The 15,795-nt window shown below is 71.0% G+C and carries 16 protein-coding genes; 9 read left to right on the top strand and 7 right to left on the bottom strand.

Annotation, left to right across the window (positions count from 1 at the left end; genetic code table 11):
* The 3 genes from Q0Q23_RS17710 to Q0Q23_RS17700 all read left to right on the top strand — a co-directional run.
* Positions 1-1,102, top strand: a 1,102-nt coding sequence (locus Q0Q23_RS17710) for a hypothetical protein (protein ID WP_295127251.1), incomplete at its 5' end; no start/stop codon positions are given.
* 46 nt (positions 1,103-1,148) lie between these two features.
* The gene (locus Q0Q23_RS17705; protein ID WP_295127248.1) at positions 1,149-1,637 is read left to right on the top strand and encodes a DUF6121 family protein; all 489 of its coding nucleotides are present in this window, start codon (positions 1,149-1,151) and stop codon (positions 1,635-1,637) included.
* A 68-nt stretch (positions 1,638-1,705) separates the two neighbouring features.
* Positions 1,706-2,836, top strand: a complete 1,131-nt coding sequence (locus Q0Q23_RS17700) for a hypothetical protein (protein ID WP_295127245.1) — start codon at positions 1,706-1,708, stop codon at positions 2,834-2,836.
* 4 nt (positions 2,837-2,840) lie between these two features.
* Here Q0Q23_RS17700 and Q0Q23_RS17695 read toward each other — a convergent pair whose 3' ends face one another.
* The 6 genes from Q0Q23_RS17695 to Q0Q23_RS17670 form a co-directional block, all read right to left on the bottom strand.
* On the bottom strand, positions 2,841-3,596 hold the full coding sequence (locus tag Q0Q23_RS17695) for a WecB/TagA/CpsF family glycosyltransferase (RefSeq protein ID WP_295127243.1): 756 nt from the start codon (positions 3,594-3,596) through the stop codon (positions 2,841-2,843).
* Positions 3,593-4,279 (bottom strand): sugar phosphate nucleotidyltransferase, encoded by a 687-nt coding sequence (locus Q0Q23_RS17690; protein ID WP_295127240.1) that lies wholly within the window; start codon positions 4,277-4,279, stop codon positions 3,593-3,595. Before Q0Q23_RS17690 ends, Q0Q23_RS17695 begins: the two co-directional genes overlap by 4 nt.
* Positions 4,279-5,331: a GHMP kinase gene (locus Q0Q23_RS17685; protein WP_295127237.1), complete on the bottom strand. Its 1,053-nt coding sequence runs from the start codon at positions 5,329-5,331 to the stop codon at positions 4,279-4,281. The genes Q0Q23_RS17690 and Q0Q23_RS17685 overlap by 1 nt, the downstream gene beginning before the upstream one ends.
* Positions 5,328-5,894 (bottom strand): HAD family hydrolase, encoded by a 567-nt coding sequence (locus Q0Q23_RS17680; protein ID WP_295127233.1) that lies wholly within the window; start codon positions 5,892-5,894, stop codon positions 5,328-5,330. The genes Q0Q23_RS17685 and Q0Q23_RS17680 overlap by 4 nt, the downstream gene beginning before the upstream one ends.
* The gene (locus Q0Q23_RS17675; RefSeq protein WP_295127230.1) at positions 5,872-6,450 is read right to left on the bottom strand and encodes an SIS domain-containing protein; all 579 of its coding nucleotides are present in this window, start codon (positions 6,448-6,450) and stop codon (positions 5,872-5,874) included. The genes Q0Q23_RS17680 and Q0Q23_RS17675 overlap by 23 nt, the downstream gene beginning before the upstream one ends.
* Positions 6,451-6,525: 75 nt before the next feature.
* Complete coding sequence (locus tag Q0Q23_RS17670) at positions 6,526-11,010, bottom strand: FtsK/SpoIIIE domain-containing protein (RefSeq protein ID WP_295127228.1); 4,485 nt, start codon at positions 11,008-11,010, stop codon at positions 6,526-6,528.
* Between the two features lie 147 nt (positions 11,011-11,157).
* Here Q0Q23_RS17670 and Q0Q23_RS17665 point away from each other — a divergent pair, with 147 nt between their 5' ends.
* From Q0Q23_RS17665 to Q0Q23_RS17650, 4 genes are read left to right on the top strand one after another with little or no spacing between them, the layout of a single operon-like run.
* Positions 11,158-11,445: a hypothetical protein gene (locus Q0Q23_RS17665; RefSeq protein ID WP_295127225.1), complete on the top strand. Its 288-nt coding sequence runs from the start codon at positions 11,158-11,160 to the stop codon at positions 11,443-11,445.
* Positions 11,442-12,812, top strand: coding sequence for a putative T7SS-secreted protein (locus Q0Q23_RS17660; protein ID WP_295127221.1), 1,371 nt, complete (start codon positions 11,442-11,444; stop codon positions 12,810-12,812). The genes Q0Q23_RS17665 and Q0Q23_RS17660 overlap by 4 nt, the downstream gene beginning before the upstream one ends.
* Positions 12,813-12,817: 5 nt before the next feature.
* On the top strand, positions 12,818-13,426 hold the full coding sequence (locus Q0Q23_RS17655) for a hypothetical protein (protein ID WP_295127218.1): 609 nt from the start codon (positions 12,818-12,820) through the stop codon (positions 13,424-13,426).
* Entirely contained in the window at positions 13,423-14,019 is a 597-nt protein-coding gene (locus Q0Q23_RS17650) for a hypothetical protein (protein WP_295127215.1), read from the top strand. The genes Q0Q23_RS17655 and Q0Q23_RS17650 overlap by 4 nt, the downstream gene beginning before the upstream one ends.
* On the opposite strand, the gene Q0Q23_RS17645 is transcribed toward Q0Q23_RS17650, so the two are convergent.
* Positions 13,988-14,734: a hypothetical protein gene (locus tag Q0Q23_RS17645; protein ID WP_295127213.1), complete on the bottom strand. Its 747-nt coding sequence runs from the start codon at positions 14,732-14,734 to the stop codon at positions 13,988-13,990. The genes Q0Q23_RS17650 and Q0Q23_RS17645 overlap by 32 nt on opposite strands.
* A gap of 169 nt (positions 14,735-14,903) precedes the next feature.
* Here Q0Q23_RS17645 and Q0Q23_RS17640 point away from each other — a divergent pair, with 169 nt between their 5' ends.
* Positions 14,904-15,200: a WXG100 family type VII secretion target gene (locus Q0Q23_RS17640; protein WP_175337701.1), complete on the top strand. Its 297-nt coding sequence runs from the start codon at positions 14,904-14,906 to the stop codon at positions 15,198-15,200.
* A gap of 366 nt (positions 15,201-15,566) precedes the next feature.
* A partial coding sequence (gene rpsL / locus Q0Q23_RS17635; RefSeq protein WP_295127206.1) for a 30S ribosomal protein S12 occupies positions 15,567-15,795 on the top strand: 229 nt, incomplete at its 3' end.

The following is a 15,795-nucleotide window of genomic DNA, read 5'->3' as shown; positions in this document are numbered from 1 at the left end:
GCCCGCCGCCGAACCGGCGCCCGAGCCTGCGCCTGCCGCCTCCAGCGACTCCGCCGAGCCGCACGACACCGACCCCGACATGACCGCCCCGCCGTCGGGTCCGGTCTCCGCCCGCGGGCACGTCAACCGGCCCTCGGACGAGTCCGCGCCGGCGGCCCCGGCACCCGCCGCGGCCGCCGCACCGGCACCGGCCATCGAGCCCGAGCCCGTCTCTGCCACCGATGACGACATCGCGGCCGCCGTCGCGCGCACGCACACCGAGCCCGCAGCGACCGCCGCCGGCGACGCGACCGTCGACACCGCCACGCCCGTGCAGTCGGCGACGCCCGTCATCGTCGCGGGGGAGGCCGCCCAGCAGCAGACGCAGCAGCAGGCCGCCGCCGAGGTGCCGGCCGCCGAGGCACCAGGAACCGCAGCGCCCGCCGCCGCAGCGGCGACCGCCGCCTACACCGCCCAGCCGGGCGAGGCCACCTGGACTCACGAGCCGGCCCCCGCACCTCCCCTCGCGCCGCAGCCGGTCGCCCCCATCTTCCTGCAGCGCCCCGAGCCGCCCAAGCGCAAGAGCAACCGCGGCATCGGAATCCTGATCGCCCTCGTCGGCACCGTGCTGTTCGCCGTGCTGTGGGCGGCTGCCGTGGTCGTCGTGGGCGCCATGCTGACCCCGAGCAGCGACTTCGTCCCGTCGCTCATCCAGTTCTTCACCAGCCGCCTGGCCGGCTGGGCGCCGATCGTCGCCTTCTTCGTCGGCATGGTCGTGCTGATCCAGATCATCAACCGCGCGCGCTGGTGGGCGTACATCCTCGGCGGCCTGTTCGTTGCGATCTTCGTGTATTTCGTCTACATCGGCGCGGTGCTCGTCGACAACCAGTTCTTCCAGCGCAATGCCGGCGAGCAGCAGCTGCTGCTCCGTCAGGCGTGGGTCGCGCCGTTCGCCGTCCTCGCCGGCGTGATCGCGCGGGAGGTCTCCATCTGGACCGGCGCCTGGCTCGCCGCACGCGGCCGCAAGCTCAAGGCCCGCAACGCGGAGGCGCAGGCCGACTACGAGCAGCAGGTCGCCGACGCCCAGAACCAGGCCGCCAACGCCTACGCTCAGGGATACTGACCCGGTCGCGGCCGGGCACCGCCCACGCGAGGAGAGCTGAGCAGCGATGCGTGACGACCGCGCCTACGCGACCGTCGTCGCCTGCTTCGCGGCCGGCCTCTACCTGGCGCTGCTCGTCGCAGCCTTCGGGCTGATCTCGCTCGCGACCGACACCGAGGTGATCGCCGACCCCGCGGCCGGCCCGCTGGTCGGACCGATCATGACCGGTGCCGCCGTCGCCGTTCTCCTGGTGCTGCTCATCGTGACCGGCACGCGGGTCCCGGGCGACCAGCAGCGCATCGCGCCGCTCACGGCGATCGGCTCCGGCATCGCCTGCTACCTCGCCTACTGCCTGGCCGGGGGAGTGGCAGGGGCCTTCGTGGCCGGTGACGTCCTCCACTTCGTGCTGTTCGCCGTCGGCCAGCTCGGCAGCGTCTACGCCATCACGGTCGGCGTCGCGGCCTTCCTCGTCACGCTGCTCTACCAGCTCGTCCTGGTCGGCCGGTTCCGCCAGCGCGGCCGACCGCGCTGGCCGTGGGAGGGAGACGACGAGTGACCTGAACGGGTGGACGCGGCGGTCCACCCCGCGACGCTACACTGCGGAGGCAGACCCGAGAGGACCCGATGGCCGACGCACCAGACTCCGCCCCCGTGCCCACCGAATCGACGGAGGTCGACGCCGAGTCCGGAGGGACGTCGGCGCCCCAGCCGGTCGCACCACCCGCGGCGCGGAGCCACGTCCCGCGCTGGGTGTGGGCGATGGTCGCCGCCGTGACGGTTCTCACCACCGCCGCCGGGGTCACGATCTCCCTCGCCGCGGTGGCCGCCGTGCAGAGCATGCCGACGGTGGTCGTCGGCCAGTATCTCCGTGCCCTCGAGCACGGCCACGCCACGGCGGCCATGAAGCTCGCCGGCATCGAAGCGCACAGCGGCGACGTCCTCCTCACCGATGAGGCGTACGGCAGGATCACCGACCGGATCACCTCGTTCTCGCTGGCGGCGCCCGTGACCCACGGCACGAAGACGACCGTGCAGGCCACCATCACCCAAGGCGACCGCACGTACCAGCGCTCCTTCGCGGTCCAGAAGGACGGCGGCGTCCCCTTTCTGCCGTTCTGGCGGCTCAGCCCCGTCGAGCCGGACACGCTGGACCTCATGGTCGACGGGCCGCAGGGCCTGACCTACACGGTCGCGGGCGAGAAGCTGACGAGCGCTCCGGTCGGTACGGACGTGCAGTTGCGCGCCCTCCCGGGGACATATCCGGTCGCGGTGACCTCGAAGAGCAAGAACTTCGACGTGCCGGTGACCGGTGTGACGACGACACCCCCGGGGTTGGCGTCGTCACCGGCGGTCTTCACCGCGCAGCTGTCGTCCAGCGGTCAGGCCGCGGCGCAGAAGGCCATCGACACCTGGCTCGACTCGTGCGTGGCGTCCCACGACGCGAAGCCCGCCGACTGCCCGTTCTGGACCGAGCCGCAGGATTCCGGCGACGACATCAGCAACGTCCGCTGGCAGCTCCTGACCCGACCCACGGCCACGGTGCAGCCGGTCTGGTCCGCCGGAGGCTGGAGCGTGGACAGCACGTCCGGCAGCATCGGCGCCGAGGCCGTGCTGACCCGGAGGTCCGACGGGGCGTCGGGCGTCGGCGTCACCGATCCGTTCTCGTTCTCCTTCGGGGGGCTCGTGACATTCGACGGCTCCGGGGCCGTGTTCACACCGCAGTTCAGCGATTCACCCGGGGAGGCGGGAGCCTGACACGTCAGCGACGCCGCAGCCGCTCGCCGATCGCCACGGGCACCATTCCGATGAGCCAGGGGAGGTCCTGCAGCAGGTAGCGCTTCACGAGCCGCGACGGATCCTGCTTCATGCGCCACACCCACTCGAGCCCGGCCGCGCGCATGACGTGCGGTGCCCGGGGGAACTGACCCGTGTTGATCTGGGCGGCCGCGCCCGCACCGATGAACACGACCCCGGGATGACGCTCACGCAGCGAGAGCATCAGGTACTCCTGCTTCGGAAAGCCGAGGCAGGCGAACACGATATGCGGGCGGTAGTCGGCGATGAACGCGTTGCCGGCATCCACGAGCAGCGGGCTGCCCGTCTCGGCGATCGGCAGGTCGCCGCCGCGCACGTTCGCGTGCCCGCGATCGCGGTAGAACCGCTCCGCCTCGTCGGACGCCGCGCCGATCACGCCGATCCGCAGCTCCCGCGCGCCCGGATGGGCGATGAGCGCGTTCATCAGATCGGTGCCGGCGACGCGCGGAAAGACGCCTTTCCCGGCGATCCGCAGCAACCAGGTGAGCGGGACGCCGTCGATCGGCCAGAAGGAGGCCTCCTGCTCGAGGCGCGGCAGGCCGACCGTGCGCAGGTACCGTGAGGTCGCCACGTTGGACGGCACGACGATCCCGCCCGCGCCTCGATCGACCATGTCGAGGATGCGGACGACGGCGTCGTGCAGGTCGGCGCGGTCGAGCCGCAGGCCGCCGAGGATGGCGCGTTCCAGGGTGATCGTCATGATCTGACCTCCGAGAAGTGCTGGTCCGCGGCGAGGTAGTCCGCCGGGACGCCGATGTCGAAGAAGGTGGGCCCGCAGCGGAGATAGTGCGGCGCCACCTCCGCCAGTCGCGGCTCCAGGAAGTCGCGTTCGAACGAGGAGGCGCCGTCCGGCAGCCGGTCGAGCACCGATCTTCGGAGCGCGTAGACGCCGGCGTTGATCAGGCCGGGGCCGGTCGCACCCTTCTCGTGGAAGCCGGTGACGACGCCGTCGGTCACCTCGACGCGCCCGAACCGGCCGGTGTCGGCGACCTCCACGAGCCCCATCACGACCGGGGAGGAGCCGAGTCCCCAGCGGAGGGCGACCAGGTCCGCGTCGACGAACGTGTCGCCGTTGACGAGCACGAACTCGTCGGCCAGCAGCGTGCGCGCGTTGACGAGCGCGCCTCCGGTGCCCAGCGCGGTCGGCTCCACGCTGTAGCTCACGGCGGTGCCGCGGTACAGGTCGCCGATGTGGTCGCCGATCGCGGCCGCGCCGTGACCGGTGAGCAGCACGATGTCGTCGACGCCCTGCCCGATCGCCCAGTCGAGCAGGTGGTCGAGGAACGGCCGGCCGGCGATCGGCGCGAGGGGCTTGGGGAGGCCGGCGGGGATGCTTCCGCTCAGACGGGTGCCGAGTCCGCCGGCGAGGATCGCGAGCTGCATCAGCGGTGCTCCGGTGCGCGCCAGCTCTCGGCGCCGTGTTTCGTGAAGTGGCAGGTCATCACCTGTCCGCCGCACTCCGACTCGAGACTGCGAGCGAGTTCGAACCGGCGGGCCGGGTCGACGAGCAGCAGGATGAAGCCGCCGCCTCCCGCACCCGACACTTTGCCGGCCAGCATCCCGTGCTCGTCCGCGATGCGGTAGGCCTTCTCGATCGCGGGGGTGCTGATCTGCGAGGCGAGCCGCTTCTTGGCCTCCCACGTGCCGCGCATGGTGGAGGCCAGCGCGGGGAGGTCGCCCACGAGCAGGTGGTCCTTCATCGCCTCGGCTTCGGCCTTCAGCAGGTGCGTCGCCTCGATCGCGTCGTTGTCGCCGGAGACGACGTTCCGCTGCTGCTCGGCGATGACCGCGGCCGAGCTGCGCGAGACGCCGCCGAAGTAGAGCAGCAGCGACGCCTCCAGCTCGGTCATGACCTCGCGCCGCACGCGCAGCGGGTTGACGACGATGCGTCCTCCCGGTCGCGACTCCATGTAGTTGAAACCGCCGAAGGTGGCCGCGTACTGGTCCTGCCACCCGCCGGCGAGAGCGAGGTCCTCACGCTCGATCTCCCAGGCGAGGCGGGCGATCTCGTACTGCCCGAGCGAGGCCTGCAGCAGTTCGGCCAGGGCGGTCACCAGAGCCACGACCAGGGTCGACGACGACCCGAGCCCCGAGCCGGGCGGCGCGTCGACCTGGGTGGAGAGCCGCACCGGGAGGCGGACGCCGCCGTTGAACTGATCCATCATCCGCTTGTACGCGGCGACGTGCAGTCCGAAACCGTCGAGCAGGGAGTCGACGTCGTCGATCCCGGCCTCGCCCGCCGTCTGCCGGTCGGGGGAGTGGAATTCCACCCCGGATTCGATGAGCGTCGCGTAGGCGTAGGCGTACTTGTCGATCGTGGCGTTGAGGATGCGGCCGCCGAAGGTGTCGGAGTACGGCGACACGTCGGTTCCGCCGCCGGCGAGGCCGAGGCGGAGCGGTGCACGGCCGCGCACCGTGGTGGAGTCCGAGGTCACGTCGTCACGTCCTTTGCGTAGTCGAGGAGGGTGGGGAAGCGCAGGTCGGTGTCGACTCCGGTCAGGCCGGGGTCGGAGCGATCGTCGATCAGCACGCGCACGCAGCCGCCGGTCACGGCGGCCAGGTTCTCCGCCATCGCCATGTCCGACGGCGAGTCGCCGACCATGACGGAGCGACCCGGATTCACCTCGCGATTCACCGCGAGCCAGGAGAGGGCGAGGCCCGGCTGCGGCTTCCGGCACGCGCAGCCGTCGGTCTCCCGATGCGGGCACACCCGGATCGCGTCGACGCGTGCGCCGACCATGGCCACGTCCTCGAGCAGGCGGGCGTGGATACGGTCGAGGTCCTCCTGCGACATCAGCCCGCGGCCAACGCCCCGCTGATTGGTCACGATCACGATCCGGGGCGCCCACTGCGAGAGGAGCCGGAGCCCGTGGAGGGCGCCGGGCAGGTACTCCCACTGCTGCAGGGTGCGCACATAGTCTCCGACGACCCGGCGGTTGATGACGCCGTCACGGTCGAGGAAGAGGCACCACGGCTCAGACGGCGGCGAAGAGATCATGCTCGACGCGCTCCGAGATCGCGTGGATGAAGACGATGTGCGACTCCTGGATGCGGCCCGTGTCGGACGACGGGACGTTGAGCAGGATGTCGGCGTGCTCGCGCAGTGCGCCGCCGGACTCCCCGGTGAAGGCGACGACCGTCGCGCCCCCCTCCTTCGCGGCCTTGGCCGCCCGGACGATGCTGGGCGAGTTGCCGGACGTGCTGATCGCGACCAGCACGTCGCCCGGGCGGATGGAGCCTTCGATCGCCCGCGCGAACACGCTGTCGTAGTCGTAGTCGTTCGCCACGGCGGTGAGGTGGGAGGCGTTGCCGTGCAATGCCTCCGCCGCCAGGGGCGGGCGGTCGAAGATGAAATGGCCGCTGAGCTCGGCGGCGAAATGCTGGGCGTCGGCCGCGCTCCCGCCGTTCCCGCAGAAGTACGATCTCCCGCCGGCCCGGTAGGAGCGCACCATGGCGGCGGCGATGTCGTCGCCGACCGCGAGCAGCCGCGCATCTTCGATGATGCGGGTCTTGACCGCGATGGTCTCGGTGAGAATCTCCTGGATGCTACGCATGCCGGGAGCGTATACCTATCTGAGATACCGGATCTGACCGCGCGCGCCTATCACCCCGCCGCCGACCGCGGGCGATCAGACCGGGATCTGCACCCGCGTGAACGAGCCCTTGTGGATGTACATCCCGCGCCCCGGCGGGAACTCCGACCGGTTCAGGCGCGGCAGCGGCGTCTTGAGGATCAGGTCGCCCTCGATCGAGTCGGGCTGCAGCAGGAGGCCGCGTCGGCCGTTCTTCACCTCACCGAGCAGCGGCCACGACGAGCCCCAGGCGCTGGTCTCGGCCTCGGCGACCAGCAGGTGATCGCTTCGACGGGCCGCGCGGACCAGTTCGACGATCGCGGAGTCCGCCGGGGTCTGGAGGAAGTCGCCGATGCTCTCCACGAACACGGCGATCCTCCCTTCCGTGTCCGGGTCGGCGACCGCGACCGCCAGGTCTTTCGCCAGCTCCGCGGCTGCGGCGGGCGTCAGGGCGGTGTCGGTCCACAGCGGCGACGACGCCAGCGGCGACCGCGCGGAGCCGAGGTAGTAGAGCCGCGTCTCCGGGTCGAAGCGTGCGAGCGATGCGGCGAGCGAGGCGAGAGCGGTGCTGCGACCGCTCGCGGGCGGCCCGGCGACCAGCAGCGTCCCGCTCGGCTCGAAGCCGTACGGGCCGAGGTCGATGTCGCTGACCCCGAGCACCGGAGCGTCGGCGTGCGCGTCGGGCAGGGCGCTGAGCGCCACCTCTTTCGGCAGCGATCCGATCGCGGGTGCGGGCGAGACGTTCGCCCGCATCATCGCCTCGGCGAGCCTCCGCACGGCATCCGACTGGTCCGCGACGGCCCGCGACCCGCCGAGCACCGCGATCTGCGTCTCGAACCCGTCCACGATCGCGCGGCCGGGAGGCGAGGCGGGCGACAGGATGTCGCTGGGCACGTCGAGCATCCCGTAGCCGTCCTCCGCGAGCCGAAGCACGACGCGGCGCTGCACCAGCGAGCCGATCGCGGTGGGCACGGCTCCGGCGCGGTCGCCGGTGAGCGCCACGTGCATCCCGAGCCGGCGGCCGTCGGCCAGGATGTCGCGGAACACGTCGTACCACTGCGACCGCCCGGCGGGGATCTCGAAGTCTTCGCGGAAGCTCGGGAACCCGTCGACCAGCAGCAGGATGCGCGGCTCGTCCAGGCGTCCGGTGAGCGCGCGGTATTCGGTGATGCTGGAGGCGTTCGCTTCGGCATAGCGCGGTCCGCGTTCCTCGAGTATCTGCTTCAGCGTGCGGAACAACCGGATGATCCGCTCGGCGTCGTCTCCCGGGATGATCGAGCCGACGTGCGGCAGCTTCTCCAGCATCCGGAGGCTGCCGGCCCCGAAGTCGAGCCCGTAGACGTGCACCGGCCCGCCGCGAGGGGTGATGGCCGCCGCCGATGCCAGCGTGCGGAGCACCGTCGACTTGCCGGAGCCTCCGGTGCCGTAGATGGCGAGGTTCCCGTCGACGTCCGGGCGGAAGTAGACCGGTCGCTGTTCCTGGCGGTCCGGGATGTCGGACACTCCGAGGAGCAGTTCCGCGTCGGTCCGCTGTCGCAGGAGGCCGAGGTCGTAGCCTGCCGCGAGCTCGTCGAGCCACGGTCGTCGCGGGTTCGGGATGCGCGCGGACGTGTGCGCCTGAACGATGGCGGCGACCAGCCGCTGCTGGTCGGTGGGGCCGAGGTCCCGGTCGGGCAGGTCGGCAGAGCGTTCCTCCTCCCACCGCACCTCGCCGCCGAACCTCAGCTCGGCGACCTCGATGCCGGCCCGTTCCGGTTCGCGGGTCGTCCAGCCTCCGCCGTACGCCGACTGGAAGGTCACCAGACGCCCCGGGCCGGACTTCGCCAGGCCGCGCCCGGGCAGCCCCGGGTCGAAGTGGGCGGCGTCCGGGACGCCGACCACGTCCTGGCTGTCCGACTCGTCGGCCATCCGCAGGGCGATCCGCAGGTTCGTGTTGGCGCGGAGGTTGTCCTTGATGACGCCCGCCGGGCGCTGCGTCGCCATGATGAGGTGGATGCCGAGCGACCGGCCGCGCTGGGCGATGTCGACGACGCCGTCGACGAACTCCGGAACCTCGCCGACCAGCGCGGCGAACTCGTCGATGACGAGCACCAGGGCGGGCGGGCTCTCCGGGTCGCCGCGCTTCTCCAGCTCGAGGAGGTCTTTCGCCTTCTTGCGGTTGAGCAGGTGCTCGCGGTGGTGCAGCTCGGCGCGCAGACTCGTCAGGGCGCGGCGCACGAGGTGCGGCGAGAGGTCGGTGACCAGCCCGACGCAGTGCGGGAGGCTGACGCAGTCCGCGAAGGCCGATCCGCCTTTGTAGTCGACGAAGAGGAACGTGACCCGGTCCGGGCTGTACTCCGCCGCCATCCCGACGACCCACGCCTGGAGGAACTCGCTCTTGCCCGCGCCGGTCGTGCCGCCGACCAGCGCGTGCGGTCCCTGGGTGCGCAGGTCGAGGTGCATCGGGTCGACGCCGGAGGACCCGACCGTCGCGCGCAACGTGCCCGGACGCCGCTTGGCGGGCCGTGCGCCCGCGGCGCGGTCGTGGATGGACGCGTTCTGCCGCCACCGGTCGATCACGGCGGAGGACGACTCCGCGAGGTCGTGGCCGAGCAGGGTCACCAGCGAGACGGCACGCGGGAGGTCGCTGGAGTCGGCGACGAGAGCGCCGGCGTCGATCACCGGCGCCATCCGGCGTGCGAAGTCGAGCGCGGTCGCGGAGGACACCGGCTCGGTGACGACGTCCGTCACGGTCTCGCCGGTGCGCACGAACCCGGCGGTCGCGCGATGCGGCTGGTCGGTGTGCTCGAGGTAGGTGCGGCAGACGGCGGGGAGGCCGGCCAGGTCGTCGGCGATCCAGACGGGGAAGATCCCCGCGTCGGCTGCGGCCTCGGCGAACTGTACGAGCCGGGCACGATCGAGGGCGACGTCCGCGGAGATCACCACGATGACCGCGGGCACCGGTGACGGCGTCCCTTCGGTCGTCCGGCCGTCGCCGACATCCGAGCCGCGCTCCTGCGCTGCCCGTTCCTGGGCCATCGCGCCGCGGCGCTGGACGCCCTTCCTGCTCGCCGCGAGCCGCTCCTCCACCAGGCCCTCCAGCGAGCTGAGAACCGAGGCGGCGCTCGAAGCGCTGTCGGCCAGGTGGCCGCCGGCGATCGGGCTGTGCGGCGACGAGGTGTGCGGCATCCACTTGAGCCAGCCGAGCTCCGCCGACCAGCGCGGCGACACCAGGGCGGTGACGACGAGCTCGGCGGGCGAGTGGAGGGCGGTCAGCTGCACGAGCACCGAATTGACGGAGCCGGCAGCCAGTTCCGCGGGGCCGGCGATCCCGAGCGCGCCCGATTCGTAGAGGTTCTCGAGCACCGGCACATCGGCCACATGCTCGTGCGCGCGCATGACCGCATCGAGCCGCTCCTGGAACTCGGGGATCAGTTCGCCGCGCTCGGTCGCCTGCACGCTCGTGCGCGAGGTCATGGATCCGCGGCCGAGCTGGAGGTTGAGGAACGACCAGTGCTCGGGCCGTCGCGTCCACAGCAGCGGCTCGCGGCGCACCGCCTGTGAGAGCGCGTCGGCGGTCGTCGGCGTCTCCGCCCGTCGCAGCTCGGTCTCGACGCGGGTCTCCTCGTCGAGCCGCGCGCTGAGGGCGTCGAGGCGCTGCTCGAACACCGCGATCTGCTTCGCGAGCTTGCGCTTGCCGCGGGTGCGGTTGGCGAAGAAGTTGCCGGCGAGCATCACGGGCGAGAGGAGCACGAACAGCAGCGTCGTCGGCTGCCGGGTGAGCGCGAACATCGCGCCGCCGAGCAGCAGGGGCGTGATCATCGCGAGCAGCGGGAAGGGCGGATCGTCCTTCTCGGCCGGCACCTCGGGAGCCTGGAGCACCTGACCGGCGTAGCGGCGCTCGACCCGCGGCGACCGGTTGAAGAACACCGGCCCCGCGGTCGGCGCCGCGCCGGGCAGCATCTCAGTGCCGGCGACCACCGACAGCTCCACTTCGGTGTCGCCGATCAGCAGCGTCTCCGAACGTCGCACCGTGAAGCGGGTGACCAGGCCGCCGTCGACGACGACGCCGTTGGCCGACCCGAGGTCGACGACCTCGATGCCGTCACCGGTCTCGAAGCGCACGTGCCGCTTCGACACGAGGGGGTCGTGGAGCACGATGTCGCAGCCCTCGTCGCGACCGAGCACCGTGGAGCCGGCGCGCAGGGGGACCTCCCTCCCGGCCTCCGGCCCGCTCAGGACACGCAGCGTGGCGAGGACCGGGGCCTCACCGAGCTCCGGCGGGGCGTAGTGGAGGCCGGCGTCGGCCAGTGCGACCGTCGCCCCGCTGCCGATCCAGGCCTCGCCGACGGGCGCGTCGGGTGGCAGGATGAGCGGCTCCGCCTGGCCGGGCAGCTGCGCCCTCAGCGTCAGCGCGCCACGGGTGCCTGCCGGATCGGTGCGCTTCGGGTCGATCCGTGCGATCGTCGCGGCGACCTCCGAGATGCTCGCGGCGGCGTCGGCGGTGACGACGATGTCGTCCGTTGTCCCCGCGGAGCGGGCGAGGGTCAGTTTCAGGCGCACGATAGGCACCCTACCCACGCGCGCGAGCGCAGCCGATGGGGACCGCTCCCCATCGTCCTCAGCGTGGCCCGGCGGTAGCGTGCAGGAAGTCAGCTGTCCGACCCGTGCAGCTGCCCGATCAGACTGCCGGCCCGCGAAGGGGGAGACGTGTCCGACCTCGTTCTCAAGCTGGATGAGCTCATCCAGCTGCGCGACGACCTCGACGCCGTGGTGCGCGAGTTCCGCGGCGCAGACGACTTCAGCGACTCGGTGGCCGCGGCCACCGGTCACGACGCCCTCGAGGGTCACGTGCGCGATTTCGCGCACAAGTGGAACGAGAAGCGCAAGAGCATGACCGAGAACGTCGAGAACGTGCAGAAGGTCATCGCCGCCGTCGCCGACAACTTCACCAAGGTCGACGGCGACTTGGCGAAGGCCGTGGAGGGCAAGAAGTGAGCGACAAGGAGTTCCAGCCGCTGGCGGGCGACCCCGACCTCCTCGAGACCAAGGCCAAGCACTACCAGGCGATCGGGGAGGCCATCGAGCGGGCCTCCAAGGAGCTGAACAAGATCCACGACCTCGACGGCTACCGGTCGCAGGCCGTCTCCAAGCTCCAGGAGATGTCGAAGGACACCGCCGACGACATCTCCAAGGCCAAGGACCGCTACGCCAAGACCGCGACGGCGCTGCTCGCCTACGCCTCCACGCTGCGGGAGGCCAAGGACGACGCCGACAAGGCGATCGCCCTCATCCATCAGAGGCAGGGCGACGCCGACGCCGCGGCCAAGGCGGCGACGACCGCGCACACGGCCGCGCAGAACGCCAAGCCGGAGGACGCCTCGACGGCGAACACGTCCGCGAGTCAGGCCGACGACGCCTCGCGCAGCGCCAACGCCGCACTCCAGGCCGCCCATCAGGCCTGGTACGACGCGCGCGACAAGAAGGACGCCGCCGCCCAGAAGGCCGTCGATGCGATCGTGGACGTCGTCGACCACCACAACAACGGCCTCAAGAACCCCGGCTTCTGGGACAAGGTGATGGATGTCATCAGCACGATCGGCGACATCGCAGGCGTGCTGGCGATCTTCCTCTCCTGGGTGCCCATCCTGGGCCAGGTCCTGGTGGTGATCGCGCTCGTGGCCTCGGTGATCAAACTCGTCGACTCGATCGTGAAGTTCGCGAACGGCGAGGGCAGCTTCCTCGACATCGTCGGCGCTGCCGTCGGCGTGGCGCTGAGCCTGTTCGGCGGACGGATCTTCGCGTTCCTCGGCAAGGCGGCGCGCATCAAGTCGCTGGCCCGCGTGCCCCGCCTCGTCGGCGGCGTGCGCACCTCGCCGAACGCGATGCTCAAGATGCAGATCGGCAAGCGGCTCATGAAGTCGGCCACCACCAAGCTGTTCTCCAAGCCGCTGGACGATGTGAACCCGATCAAGATCTGGCAGGCCGCCGGCGAATCCGCAGCGGGCCAGCGGGCCGCGTACAAGGCGCTGTTCACCGACGGCGCCGACAAGATGAAGGCGATGCGGACGCTCCTGGGTGTCGATCAGAACATCACGAAAGCCATCTCGCACGACCTGCGCGCGAAGGAGTTCAACCCTCTGACCGCCGTCGCCGCGTACCATCAGGGCAGTGCTCTCTTCAACAAGGGCGTCGACCTGGTCAACGCGCCGGGCAAGGTCGAGGGCGTGGTCGACTCGCTGACCGGAGGCCCGAACCACTCCGACCTCCCGAAGCTGCCGAGCGTCGACCTGACGAAGTTCGCGATCGACAACGCCGACACGTACGCGCCCACCTACAAGAGCAACAACGTCTGGGGAGGCTGAGGACCGTGTCCCTGCTAGGACCACGCGACATCGTCGACATCGCGTTCGACGCGCCGGAGGGCTGGTACGACGTCGAGCTCCTCGGCGAGCCGGGCTCCGACGACTGGCCGGAGAGGCTCGCCGCCGAGCTCGAGGCATCGCCCATCGTCCCGCAGCTGCGCGCCCTCCAGCAGGTGCTGCACGCGGAGGACCCGACCGGCGCCACGCGTGCACGGGTCTTCGTCCCCGTGCCGTCGGCCGGCATCATCAACGCGTACCAGACCTACGAGTTGCTGCAGCTGGAGACCGACGACACCCCCGAGAGCTATCTCGCCGCGACGGATGCCGAGTCCGGCCACCGCGAACCGGGCTACGAGGTGATCGGCTACCGGTCCTGGCGCACGGCGCACCCGCTCGGCGAACTGGTCGGCTTCACGCATCTCACCGCGCTCGCCGACGGCGACGACGACGCCCTGCTCGAGCAGCGCGTCGTCTTCGCGATCTTCCCGGTCGGATCGGCGCAGGCGTTCCACACGATCTTCCGGTCGGGTTTCATCGGCGGTTTCGACGACATGGTCGCCGACACCCAGGCGATCGCCGACTCGGTGAAGGTCACACTCGGGGAGCCCGCATGAACGACGTCCGGTCCGTCACCATCGAAGACGAGCTCACCATCGTGTTCCCCGGCACCTGGGCGATGATTCCGCTGCACGACGAGGCGGCCGCGTCCCGCCGGATCAGCAGGCTCGTCGCCGAACGCGTGGGGCGGGCAGACCGGCTCGCCCGCGTGCGGCGCACGGCCAAGTCGGAGCTGGAGAAGCTGGTGGCCCTCGCCGACGCGTCCGACGCGTTCGCGCTGGCGATGTCGATGGAGATCCTCCCCGGCGTCCCGTTCCCTGCCTCCATCGTGATGGCCAGGGAGGCGCTGCCCGCCGGCGTCGACGGCGACGATGCGGCCGCGCGGCTGGAGCGCGCGTTCCCGGATGCCGAGCCGCTGACCTTCTCGTTCGGCCCGGTGCGCCGCCGTTCGGCCGTGCGCCAGACGACCTACGACGAGGAGTCGGCACCCGAGCTCGTCGCCGACTACCGGTTCGCGGCGCCCGACGGCGAGCGGCTGGTCCACCTCCGTGTGAACGCGCCGATGGCGACCGACCCGGAGCTCTATCTGGAACTCTTCGACGCCATCGTCGATTCGATCACCTTCCGCGCGCCGCTGTCGCGCGCGTAGCCGCCCGGTACGCCCGCGCCACCAGGAGCACCGACAGCGCGACCAGTGCGAGTGAGACGGCCGTCCACACGACGGCCGCGGCCACGCCGACCGGCCAGAGCAGCCAGCCCGCGAGCAGGAACGACGCGAGGCCGAGGGGGATGCCGGCCAGCAGGACGCCGCGGCTGGGCCGCCAGCCGAGGAACATCAGCCGCACCCAGAACTCCGTCCACGGTGTCAGCCGGACCGGCAGGAGCGACATCGCCGTCGGCGCCACGGTGATCGGACCGATGGCGTTGCGCGTCCAACCCGTGCTCGAGAGGCGCTCGCCCCGGTAGCGGGGCGCCAGGCTGCGCACCACGTACGTCCACGACAGCACCGCGAGCGGAACGGTGCCCAGGGCGAGGGCGACGAAGGCGTAGCCGAGCAGCGGGACGAGCACGATCGCCGAGAACGCGAGGAAGAGGATCAGGACGCCGATGTCCGAGTCCGCGAAGAAGCCGGCGGTCGAGAAGTCGGGATTCGACGTCGCCAACCCGATCGTCAGGGCGAAGGGGAGCGCGAGCACCACGGCGGCGAGCACGGTCCACACCGCGGCGACCAGCAGATAGCCGAGCGGGCGCCAGGCCAGGTCCGCCCGCGAGGGCGGTGTCGCGCCGCGGTCAGAACGCGAGCGGGAGGCGGCGCGGGCAGCGGGTGAGGCCGAATTGGGCTTCATCGGGCTGTAGGAGGGCATGCGACCCAGGCTAGACCGCCTCGTCTGCTCGAGCCAGGCGAGCGGATGGGGAGTCCTCCCCATTCCGTCCTCCGGCGCCCCCTGGTTAGCTGGGGACAGCCCGCCGGCCTGAGCACCAGATCTCCTGACCGCATGGGCGTGAAGACCACACCGAAGGGACACCACACTCATGGCCAACATGAACGTCACGTACGGCGAGATGACCGATGCCGCCAACCGCCTCACCGCGGGCAAGGACGACATCACCGCCAAGCTGCACGAGCTCCAGAACCTGGTGAACGGGCTCGTCAACGGCGGCTTCGTCACCGACCAGGCGTCGGGTGCGTTCCACACCTCGTACGAGCAGTTCACCAAGGGCACCACGGACGCCGTCAACGGCCTCGACGGGATGTCCCAGTTCCTGACCAAGGCGGCGGACGCCCTCCAGAACGTCGACAGCGAGCTGGCCAAGGGGATCGGCGGCTGAGCCGCTTCCGATCGCGCGCCAGGGCGGCCTCCCGAACCGGGAGGCCGCTCTTTCGCTGTGCGCGGACAGGGCTCTAGCACGCCCCGATTCATTTGACCCCTCACCGCGCGGACGATAGTATTTATCGGGTGTGCGCTCTGTCGCGCGCTTGTTCCATGCCCGGCGACGGGCTCCTTCACGGGGGAACATGCGGGCCGGCACGTACTCATCCGATGGGCAAGGGAACCGCACGGAACCCTGCCCCCACGGCATATCGGCCATCGGTCCGATACCCCTCACATCCCGAGCGACCCGCGAAGCGGGTGGATCGGGGTGCGGGGAAAAAGCAACAACTGTCACCGTGCAGTCCATTGAAGGAGAAGTTCAGTGCCAACCATTCAGCAGTTGGTTCGGAAGGGCCGGACGCCGAAGGTCACCAAGACCAAGGCCCCCGCCCTGAAGTCCAACCCCCAGCAGCGCGGCGTGTGCACCCGTGTCTACACCACCACCCCCAAGAAGCCGAACTCGGCGCTCCGCAAGGTCGCCCGCGTCAAGCTCTCGAACGGGACCGAGGTCACCGCGTACATCCCCGGTGAGGGCCACAACCTGCAGGAGC

Source organism: uncultured Leifsonia sp., assembly GCF_945957465.1.
Lineage (GTDB): Bacteria > Actinomycetota > Actinomycetes > Actinomycetales > Microbacteriaceae > Leifsonia.
The sequence above is the reverse complement of the archived record's forward strand: the minus strand, read 5'-3'. Positions and strand labels throughout refer to the sequence as shown.

Coding starts and splice junctions, on each gene's coding strand:
- Q0Q23_RS17645 (WP_295127213.1), bottom strand. CDS start 14,734: ATGCCCTCCTACAGCCCGATGAAGCCCAATTCGGCCTCACCCGCTGCC.
- Q0Q23_RS17680 (WP_295127233.1), bottom strand. CDS start 5,894: ATGATCTCTTCGCCGCCGTCTGAGCCGTGGTGCCTCTTCCTCGACCGT.
- Q0Q23_RS17690 (WP_295127240.1), bottom strand. CDS start 4,279: ATGCAGCTCGCGATCCTCGCCGGCGGACTCGGCACCCGTCTGAGCGGA.
- Q0Q23_RS17650 (WP_295127215.1), top strand. CDS start 13,423: ATGAACGACGTCCGGTCCGTCACCATCGAAGACGAGCTCACCATCGTG.
- Q0Q23_RS17700 (WP_295127245.1), top strand. CDS start 1,706: ATGGCCGACGCACCAGACTCCGCCCCCGTGCCCACCGAATCGACGGAG.
- Q0Q23_RS17640 (WP_175337701.1), top strand. CDS start 14,904: ATGGCCAACATGAACGTCACGTACGGCGAGATGACCGATGCCGCCAAC.
- Q0Q23_RS17705 (WP_295127248.1), top strand. CDS start 1,149: ATGCGTGACGACCGCGCCTACGCGACCGTCGTCGCCTGCTTCGCGGCC.
- Q0Q23_RS17695 (WP_295127243.1), bottom strand. CDS start 3,596: ATGACGATCACCCTGGAACGCGCCATCCTCGGCGGCCTGCGGCTCGAC.
- Q0Q23_RS17675 (WP_295127230.1), bottom strand. CDS start 6,450: ATGCGTAGCATCCAGGAGATTCTCACCGAGACCATCGCGGTCAAGACC.